Source organism: Arthrobacter sp. HMWF013, from assembly GCF_003061105.1.
Lineage (GTDB): Bacteria > Actinomycetota > Actinomycetes > Actinomycetales > Micrococcaceae > Arthrobacter.
In genome coordinates this window covers 2,789-11,917 of sequence record NZ_QAIQ01000406.1, presented here as the reverse complement: position 1 = coordinate 11,917, position 9,129 = coordinate 2,789, and the positions used below count along the sequence as shown (strand labels likewise).

Annotated in this window: 9 protein-coding genes; 4 read left to right on the top strand and 5 right to left on the bottom strand. The window is 64.3% G+C overall.

Annotation, left to right across the window (positions count from 1 at the left end; all coding sequences use genetic code 11):
• From DBR22_RS25185 to DBR22_RS15065, 3 genes are all read left to right on the top strand, one after another.
• A partial coding sequence (locus tag DBR22_RS25185; protein ID WP_308810218.1) for a helix-turn-helix transcriptional regulator occupies nucleotides 1-603 on the top strand: 603 nt, incomplete at its 5' end.
• A 289-nt stretch (nucleotides 604-892) separates the two neighbouring features.
• On the top strand, nucleotides 893-1,684 hold the full coding sequence (locus DBR22_RS15070) for an AfsR/SARP family transcriptional regulator (protein WP_108599699.1): 792 nt from the start codon (nucleotides 893-895) through the stop codon (nucleotides 1,682-1,684).
• Nucleotides 1,685-2,455: 771 nt separating this feature from the next.
• A complete protein-coding gene (locus DBR22_RS15065; RefSeq protein WP_258229226.1) occupies nucleotides 2,456-3,790 on the top strand; it encodes an esterase/lipase family protein in 1,335 nt (444 codons plus the stop codon).
• A gap of 45 nt (nucleotides 3,791-3,835) precedes the next feature.
• Here DBR22_RS15065 and DBR22_RS15060 read toward each other — a convergent pair whose 3' ends face one another.
• From DBR22_RS15060 to DBR22_RS15050, 3 genes are all read right to left on the bottom strand, one after another.
• Nucleotides 3,836-4,252, bottom strand: a complete 417-nt coding sequence (locus DBR22_RS15060) for a GlcG/HbpS family heme-binding protein (RefSeq protein WP_108599697.1) — start codon at nucleotides 4,250-4,252, stop codon at nucleotides 3,836-3,838.
• 29 nt (nucleotides 4,253-4,281) lie between these two features.
• Nucleotides 4,282-5,502 (bottom strand): formaldehyde dehydrogenase, glutathione-independent, encoded by a 1,221-nt coding sequence (fdhA, locus tag DBR22_RS15055; RefSeq protein ID WP_108599696.1) that lies wholly within the window; start codon nucleotides 5,500-5,502, stop codon nucleotides 4,282-4,284.
• Nucleotides 5,503-5,638: 136 nt separating this feature from the next.
• A complete protein-coding gene (locus tag DBR22_RS15050; protein WP_108599695.1) occupies nucleotides 5,639-6,430 on the bottom strand; it encodes a PIG-L deacetylase family protein in 792 nt (263 codons plus the stop codon).
• Between the two features lie 90 nt (nucleotides 6,431-6,520).
• Between DBR22_RS15050 and DBR22_RS15045 the strand changes: the two genes are divergently transcribed.
• Nucleotides 6,521-7,762 carry an NAD(P)/FAD-dependent oxidoreductase gene (locus tag DBR22_RS15045; protein ID WP_108599694.1) on the top strand — a complete coding sequence of 414 codons (1,242 nt, stop codon included), beginning with the start codon at nucleotides 6,521-6,523 and terminating at the stop codon, nucleotides 7,760-7,762.
• 25 nt (nucleotides 7,763-7,787) lie between these two features.
• On the opposite strand, the gene uraH is transcribed toward DBR22_RS15045, so the two are convergent.
• Both uraH and uraD read right to left on the bottom strand, forming a co-directional pair.
• Complete coding sequence (gene uraH / locus DBR22_RS15040) at nucleotides 7,788-8,126, bottom strand: hydroxyisourate hydrolase (protein WP_108599693.1); 339 nt, start codon at nucleotides 8,124-8,126, stop codon at nucleotides 7,788-7,790.
• Nucleotides 8,123-9,129, bottom strand: a 1,007-nt coding sequence (gene uraD, locus DBR22_RS24585) for a 2-oxo-4-hydroxy-4-carboxy-5-ureidoimidazoline decarboxylase (RefSeq protein ID WP_258229225.1), incomplete at its 5' end; no start/stop codon positions are given. The genes uraD and uraH, both read right to left, overlap by 4 nt.

The window sequence follows — 9,129 nt, the reverse complement described above, 5'->3', positions numbered from 1 at the left end:
CTGCTGCCCGCGGCCGTGACCGTCCTCCTCGCGGCGGGTGCCGCGGGGGAAGCTGCGGCCGCTGCCGCCGAGATGGGCAGCCTAGCGGAGCATTTCGCCTCCGACAGCGTGCGCGCCGCCCATGCGCGGGCCCTGGGCGAGCTGGCCCTTGCCGATGGTGAGTGGCAGAAGGCGCTTCCCGAGCTCCGACGGTCAGCCGATCTGTGGCGGTTGTTGGATGTCCCCTACGAGATTGCGCGGTGTTCCGTCCTCCTGGCCACGGCGTACCGGAGCGTGGGCGACCACGAGGCCGCCGGCCTGGAGCTGGAATCGGCTCGGAACGGGTTCACGCTGCTCGGCGCCCGCCCAGACGTCCTTGAGGTCAAGGGCATGCTCCTGCCCGCCGGCGCCCCGTCCCAGCATGGCCTTTCGCCACGCGAAATCGAGGTGCTCAGGTTGATCGTGCAGGGCCTGACGAACCGGGCAATTGCGGGTGAGCTCTTTATCAGCGAGCGGACGGTCCACCGCCATGTGGCCAACATTCTCGACAAGCTCGGCGTGAGCTCCCGAACGGAGGCGGCGGCTCGTGCCATTGGCCGCGGGATCGTCAGCATCGGCCCGTGAGACGGCGTCGAGCATCCGTATGTCCACTGCCCGAAGCTGAGTGTCCGCACTGTTTCGGGTTCACCCCGTCCTGGAATGTCAATAGCCGGAGGTCCCACGCGCTATTGGGAAGATACTGTTCGGAAGTCCCCGCCGACACACAATAGGGGGTGTTACCTGGCGCTTTCGGATAGCCAACTCTCAGCGATGAACATAGGGACCAAGTGCTTATTGACAATATCCATCGTGTTGAGGATCCTCATTCCTATCTGATCAATACACTTCAGACCGAACCGGAAATCAGATTCTTATGGGCGACGACGGCTGTAGAGAATTGCAATTGGATTTGCTCGGGTCGTGGCGGCTGCGCCGGGACACCACCGTCCTCCATGTTGCAACACGTCAGCAACGCCTTATCGCCGCGCTGGCCATCCGGGGTCCAAACCTTCGGAGCTATCTCGTCGGTCTGTTGTGGCCGGAATATCCTGATGCGCGTGCGCTGGAAAGTCTGCGCGTGAGTGTCCACCTCATTTCACGGCAGGTGCCCGGTTTGGTCGTAAATGCCGGTGCAATGTTGTCACTGAACGATCGGGTTGATGTGGACCTGCACCGGATCAGGGCCCGGATCCGCACCCTGCACCACGCCGGACTTGACGGCGAAGTTGGCTCCTCATTGCATGAGCTGCGGGATGCGGAGGTGCTGCCGGGCTGGTATGAGGACTGGGTGATGTTTGAACAGAGCAGGCTGCGGCAGGACCGGCTTCGCGCTTTCACGGCCATTTCGCGGCAGTCACTTGCCCGGGGTATTTATGAGGTAGCGGGGGAAGCCGCCGAGGCAGCACTGGAAATTGAGCCGCTCTATGAGAACGCCGTTCGGCTCCTCATTGCTGCGGAGATCCTGCAAAACAACCCGGCCGCTGCGTTGAGGTCCTATGAGCGCTACCGGGTAAAGCTCCATGTAGACATGGGGATTGTGCCTTCCGAGGCCCTCACAAACCTCATCACTGACGCACTTGATCACCAAGCCACCCCGAGGATGGAGAACCTACTTCCCGCCGGCAATTCCTGGCTGGCCGGCCAGCCACTCCTGCACCACTCTTAGGACCTCGTAGGGGTCAGCGGTGGATACAGTGCTTAGGGCGCTTCCAGGGGTCTGCCCGTAGGTTATTCGCGCCCGGAAACCCTGGGCGTGACCTTGCTCCTGCCATCTCCTGATGATCATCGTCTCTACCGGCGGGATCTCGCCGTCATCGGCTTTATCCCCACTGCCCGGCCCGGGGTGGTCGTCTCTCGTCATGGCGTTCATCCGCTCCCGGTCTGTGCCTCGGTCCGTTTTGGAAGGTCCGGATGTAAATGCACCTTAATCGTCACCTGCCGGCCTGAGAGATGCCTGACCGGTTCACGGTGTGCACTTCTTCTGGCTGCTTTTGATTGTGTTGCAGGAGAATCAGGAAATATCGCACCTTTCCGAAATAATGGCTCAAGATTCACCACGTTGCCATTTCGAACTGCGGGGCGTGCAGGACCGGTAACGCTGCAGTAACGCGCCCGTGGTCGACTTTTCCCATTACCGTGCACTTCATCAGTTCTGAAAAGTGCGCCTGTTTCGGAAGAGGGCTGCGAGATGGTTTTCCCGGGTGACGACGGCAGGCTCCCGGTAATTTATGTCCGGGGCTTTGCCGGTAATGGCTCCGCAATCAACAGCGCAGTGGACGATCCGTTTTATGGCTTCAGCCAGGGGTCGGTGCATGTACGCGCGGACAGTAACGGAAGGGCGAAGTTCCACCAGTTTGAATCTCCAATGCTCCGGCTGGTCACGGATCATAAGTACGAGGTGCCGGTTCACGGGGACCAATGGGCTTACCTGAATGGGGTGGACGCCGGCACCGTGAACCCCGCATCGGTGTGGATCCACCGTTTCTATGACGAATCGGCGGACACGTTTTCTGAGGAGCCGGAGGGTTTTTCGTTCCAGGACGCTGCGCGGGACCTCTTCAAGCTCATCAGGCTTGTCCTGGAAAAGACAGGTGCCCCCAAAGTATTTCTTGTTGCCCACTCCATGGGAGGGCTGATCTGCCGCTCTCTCCTGCAGCGCATTATTCCGGAGGCCCTCGCCGGCGCGGACGGGGAGATCGACCCTTCCGCCGGGAACCGGTTTGTGGCGCGGGTATTCACGTATGCCACCCCCCATGGCGGAATCCGCTTCGCGATAGGCTTCGGGCTGCTTGAGCGCATCCGGGACGCCACCGGCATCCAGGGCGCCGACATCTTCGGCCCTGACCGGATGTACGACTACCTGACACCGGAAAAGCTAAGGCGGAAAAGAACCCGCGACGACTTCATCCCGACCGAAATTCCGGATGACGGGTTTCCGGTGGATGAACTGTTCTGCCTGGTCGGTTCCAATCCCGAGGACTACGACGTTGCGTTCGGACTGTCCTCAAAAGCGGTAGGTGCCCGCAGCGACGGCCTCGTCCAGATCGATAACGCCGCGGTCCGGGGGGCTCCGCTGGCCGTGGTGCATCGCAGCCACAGCGGGCGCTACGGGATCGTCAATTCGGAGGAGGGCTACCAGAACCTGCAGCGGTTCCTCTTCGGGGACCTCAAAATCGAAGTGGAGCTGGTGGGTTTCACAGTCGGCAAGGCCGCCCCGCCCGAGGTCGAATTCCAGCTCGACGTCGGGCTGGCCATACGCGGACTGCCCGTCCTGGTCCATGAGCAAAGCGCCGCCCACTTCTGCCCTGTGCAGATAGAACACTGGCGGGAAGGTGACCCCATAGACTCGCCCGTTCCACTGCTCACGACCTTCCTCTCCTCGAAAGCGCCCCGTCCGCGCGTGGGAGGCAGGGAAGTACCCCGGCTGCGCCACGCCCTCAAACTCCGGCTCATGTCCATCACCGAAAAGGAAGGCCACTTTTTCTTTGATGACCACATGGAACAGACCGAGGACTGGCAGGACACCCTGCTCGTTGACATCGAACCGCCCACTGCGCAGCGGCCGCTGCCCAAGGCATGGGCCGCGTGGAACAGCACCATTCCAACCGCCCTGCGGGACTGGGACCCCGACGATAATGATCAGCTGAAAGACACAGACAGCACACCTGAACACTGGCAAGGACGGATTGACGTCCCGGAAGTATCCAGGGCCCTGCTTGGACTGAACGCGGGCATACGGCTCACGGTAACCCCGCGCACGCTCACCTTCTGACCCGCAGATGAGCCCCTCCGGGGGATGCGTTGAAGGGGTTGCCTGTCAGTCGGACCCGCCGGCAAATGCGCTGGCGCCTGCCTCCGCTACGGTCTGGTCCTGTTCACCCGACCCTCCACTGACGCCGATGGCACCGACCACTTGGCCATCACGGGTCAAGGGGATACCGCCGGCGAATATCATGATCCGTCCGTGGTTGCTGGCATGGATTCCATAGAACTGGTTTCCCGGTTGGGAGTTGTCGCCAAGGTCCTTGGTCTGGATATCAAAGGCTCGTGAGGTGAAGGCCTTGTTGATCGAGATGTCGATGCTGCCGATCCAGGCGCCGTCCATACGGACGTGGGAGACGAGGTTGCCGCCGGCATCCACGACCGCGATGTTCATCGGCTGGCCGATTTCCCCGGCGCGCTTTTCAGCGGCGGAGATGATGGTGCGGGCTTCGGCGAGGCTGGGTGACGTCATTGTCTTGCTCCTTGTTCTCGGTGAATTTGTTACGCGCTGACGTAGCCGTTGGGGTTGAGGACGTATTTGGTGGCTGCGCCGGCGTCGAATTCGGCGTAGCCGCGGGGTGCCTCGTCCAGGGTTATCGCTTTGCCGTTGACGGCCTTGGCGATCTGGACTCTGTCGTGGAGGATGGCCATCATCAGCTGCCGGTTGTATTTCATGACCGGGCACTGTCCGGTAGTGAAGGCAAGCGATTTGGCCCAGCCGGTGCCGAGGCTGAGCGACAGTGAACCCTTCTTTGCTGCATCGTCGACGGCGCCAGGGTCGCCGGTGACATACAACCCCGGGATCCCCAAAGCGCCGCCGGCCGCGGTGATTTCCATCAGCGAGTTCAGCACCGTGGCCGGGGCCTCCTCGGCTTCCCTGCCATGGCCGTGGCCGCGGGCTTCGAAACCCACGGCATCAACGCCCGCGTCGACTTCGCGGACCCCCAGGATCTGTTCGATCTGGTCCGCGGGGTCTCCGTTGGCGACGTTGATGGTTTCGCAGCCGAAGCTGCGGGCCTGCCCGAGCCGTTCCTCGTTCAGGTCCCCGACGATCACCACCGCAGCGCCGAGCAGCTGAGCACCTGCCGCGGCGGCCAGCCCTACCGGGCCTGCGCCGGCGACGTACACGGTGGAACCCACCCCCACCCCGGCCGTGACGGCTCCGTGGAATCCCGTGGGGAAGATATCCGAGAGCATGGTCAGGTCCATGATCTTCTCCAGCGCCTGGTCACGGTCCGGGAACTTCATCATGTTCCAGTCCGCGTACGGGACCAGGACGTATTCGGCCTGTCCGCCCACCCAGCCGCCCATGTCCACGTAGCCGTAGGCGCTGCCTGGCCGGTCCGGGTTCACGTTCAGGCAGATTCCGGTCTTCCGCTCCTTGCAGTTCCGGCACCGGCCGCAGGAGATATTGAACGGGACCGAGACGATATCACCGACCTTGATGAACTCAACGTCCGGCCCGGTCTCCACCACCTCGCCGGTGATTTCGTGGCCGAGAACCAGACCGGCGGGGGCGGTGGTCCGGCCCCGGACCATATGCTGGTCCGATCCGCAGATGTTGGTGGTGACGGTGCGGAGGATCACCCCGTGCGGGATCTTCCGGCCGACGTTGGCCGGGTTGACCCCGGGGCCGTCCTTCAGCTCAAAGATGGGATATTCGGTGTCAATGACTTCGACCTTGCCGGGTCCCTTGTAGGCAACTGCTCTGTTTCCAGACAACGGGCTCTCTTCTCTTCCGTGGCTGCTGCCCGGCTCAACAGTCCGTGTGGGTATGGTGGCGACATTGAACAACATGTGCGGCCACCTGGACAAGATCCGAAAGTCCCCGGTCCCCGCCGAACGCTGTGCTGGCCGGTCAAAGGCCTTCGAAGAGGTCGGTCAGCAAAGCACTTCCGGCCGGCCGGCCCGGCCACGCCAGGACAGCCGATTCCCGGGACACGATCCTGGCCCAGCGGCGCGGGTCCACACCCGGATCGATCAGGACGTCCCGCTGCGACTTATGCTCCAGCAGGCCGGCGATGATCCGGGACGCCACCGCGCTCGTGTCCACCTCAATGTCAATCCGATCATCGGGGACCGGACGCAGGTGGTATTCGCGGGTGGGGTCCCACGGCGTCAGACCCTGGCGTTGCCGGCTGACGTTCCACCGGTCAAAGGTCGAGGCACGCATGGCACCGTGCACCAGCCGCCGCAAGCCCGGGCCCGGCGTTTCCCTGGCCCGGGCGAACGCTTCGTCGGTTGCCCTGCCCACCGCGATGTGGTCCCGGTGCCCGGTGATTCCGTCAGGCCCGAAGGTGGCTACCACCTGGGGCCGCTCCTGGAGCAGGATCTCCAGGATCCTGCCCACCAGTTCCTCGAAGTCGACTTCCGGCACCCTCCCGTCGGCGTAGTCCAGCCACTCGTGCCGGTCGGGGATCCTGCCGTGGGCCTGCCACGCGCTGGCGCTCTCCCGGCGCCGCCAGGCACCCAACTCTTCGGGCGTCGTCGGGACACCTTTGCTGATCTGCCCGGCGCCGCCATCGGTGGCGAGCACCAGGCAGAACCTGAACCCGGGGTCGTCCTCGTGCAGGGCAATCGAGCCCGCGCACCCGTACGCATCGTCATCGGGGTGGGCCACCACAACCGCCAGTGAGTGCGGCTCATTCACAAAACAGACGCTAAACCCAACAGCAGCAGAATCACAAGGCCAAGGTTTGGCACCCTGTTGCACCGGCGCCGGATGGAGTAGGTTGCTCGGATGGAGCAGACGTATCAGGTCATCGTGGTCGGGGCCGGGTTTGCCGGCCTGACAGCTGCCAGGAAACTTGGCCGCAAGGGCGTCAGGGTGTTGCTGATCGACGCCAACAACTATCACCAGTTCCAACCCCTCCTCTACCAGGTGGCGACGTCCCAGATCGGCGTCTCGGCCATTGCCCGGCCCATCCGGTCGGTTTTCCGCCGCCTCAGGTCGGTCAGGGTGCTCACCGCGGAAGTGGCGGCAGTGGATGCAGCCAACGGCACGGTCACTACCTTGGAGGGCGACACTTTCCAGGCGCAGGTGCTCGTCATTGCGGCCGGCGCCGTGCCCAACTTCTTCAACACCCCGGGCGCAGAAGAGCTTGCCTTCCCGTTGTACTCGGTCACCGACGCCACCAGGCTCGGCGCCAGGCTCACCCAACTCCTGGACCAGGCCGACCGGGAGTCCGGCGGCTCCGTGGACGTGGTGGTCATCGGCGGCGGCCCTACGGGCGTGGAGACCGCCGGGGCCATGATGGAAAACGTCAAGTACGTGGTGTCCAAGTACTTCTCGCCAGAGCTCGCCGCCCGGTGCCATGTGCACCTGGTGGACATGATCCCGAACGTGATGAATGCCTTCTCGGCCAAGTCGCAGGAATACACCAAAGAACGCCTCGAGAAGATCGGCGTCCAGCTGCACCTGGGAGTCGGCGTCACGGAGGTCCGGCCAGACGGCGTGGCGCTCGCCGACGGGGCATTCATTCCCGGCCGGGTGGTGGTCTGGGCGGGCGGATTGAAGGCCGGCAAGATCATCACAGACTCCGGCATACCGCAGGGCAAAGGCGGACGGATCGATGTGCACCCGGACCTGACCGCGCCGGAATTCGACGGTGTGTACGTCCTGGGCGACGCGGCCAACATCACCGACTCGACGGGAGCCAAACTGCCGCAGCTTGGCTCCGTGGCACAGCAGGCCGGGAAATGGGCGGCGAAGAACATTTACGCCGACCTCACCGGCGGTGAGCGCCAGCCATTCAAGTACCTGGACAAGGGCTACATGGGGATGATCGGCCGGGGCGCTGCGGTCGCCGAAATCGGGCGCCAGCGCGTCCAGCTCCAAGGGCCGCTGGCGTTCGTGGCCTGGCTGCTCGTGCACCTCGCCCTGCTGTCCGGATTCCAGCAGAAGGTCCGCGCATTGTTTTCCTGGCTCAACGGCTACATCACCCACAGCCCCGCCCAGGTAGTGGTGGGCCGTCCCGATTGACCGCCGCCCGCGGACCACTTACCGGTCAGCTGCCCCGGTACGTTGAGTAGGCGAACGGGCTGAGCAGCAACGGCACGTGGTAGTGCTCGGCGCCTGTCACCGAGAAGACGAGGTCCACTTCGGGGAAGAAGGTGGGTGTTCCGAGGCTTTCGTAGTAGGTGCCGGTGCCGAAGTTGAGGCGGTAGGTGCCCGGCTCCAGCTGTTCGGGGCCGAGGTTTTTCGCCCGTCCATCGGCGTCTGTGGTGCCGTTGCCCAGGGAAGTCCACCTCCCGCCGTCGCGCCGGTAGAGTCCGACGGCGACGCCCGCGGCGGGGCGCCCGGAGCCGGTGTCCAGGATATGTGTGGTGACCTGTGAGGTGCTCATGGGCTGATGACTCCTTGAAGGCGCAGCAGTGCGATTTCCCTGAGCTGCTCGGCGATGATGGGTTCTTCCTGCTCCGGGGTATGCGCCAGCCTTTCCCGGAGGGCGGTGAGGATATCGCCGCCGGTGCGCCCTGCTGCGCGGATCAGGAACACCCGGCCGAACTTGTCCTCATAGGCACGGTTCCCGTCAGCGAGGGCGGCCGCCAGTGAGGCGTCCGCCGGGCCCAGCCCTGCCTGCTCCGAGCGGGACATCGCCGCTTCGGTGGTGCGGGCCGTGGGCCTCTCCCCGATGCGCGGGTGGTGGGCCAGTGCGGACTCGACCTCCTCCGGGGTGAAGGGATCTGCGGCGTGCCGGGCGAAGTCCAGCAGGTCCTGCCCGGAGGCGAACGGGCGGGCGCTGACTATCCCGTCCACCCAGCGCTGGACATCGACGCAAGGTCGCAGCAGGGCCTCGGCTTGGGCGGTGGGCGCTGTGTTGAAGGCAGCCAGCCTCACGTCGCGGCGGAGCAGTTTCCCGGTGGGGGTCAGGCTGTCCACCACGCTCCCACGAAGGTAGGTGCGCCGGACCACGCCGGTGAGGGCCTTGCCGTCGTAGGGGGTGATGGGGTTCTTGTGCTGGAGCTTGGCCACGTCCACCACGAACGCCTCATCCGGGGCGAAAACGGCGAAGTCCGCGTCGAAACCGAGGGCGAGCCGGCCCTTATTGGATACACGGGCCATGGCGGCCGGCTTGTCCGCCATCCAGGAGACCACCTGTTCCAGGGAAATTCCGCGGCGCCGGGCTTCCGTCCAGATCAGGGACAGGCCCAGCTGCAGCGAGGACACTCCGCCCCAGGCCACGGCAAAGTCGCCGTTTTCCAAGTCCTTGAGGTCCAGGGTGCTGGGGGAGTGGTCCGAGACGATGCAGTCGATGGTCCCGTCCTGCAGGCCCTGCCACAGCAGCTCGCGGTTGGCGGCTTCGCGGATGGGCGGGCAGCACTTGAAGGCGGTGGCGCCGTCCGGGA

Excerpts from the sequence above, each read along its gene's own strand:
- DBR22_RS15070 (WP_108599699.1), top strand. The coding sequence starts at position 893 with ATGGGCGACGACGGCTGTAGAGAATTGCAATTGGATTTGCTCGGGTCG.
- DBR22_RS15060 (WP_108599697.1), bottom strand. The coding sequence starts at position 4,252 with ATGACGTCACCCAGCCTCGCCGAAGCCCGCACCATCATCTCCGCCGCT.
- DBR22_RS15045 (WP_108599694.1), top strand. The coding sequence starts at position 6,521 with ATGGAGCAGACGTATCAGGTCATCGTGGTCGGGGCCGGGTTTGCCGGC.
- uraH (WP_108599693.1), bottom strand. The coding sequence starts at position 8,126 with ATGAGCACCTCACAGGTCACCACACATATCCTGGACACCGGCTCCGGG.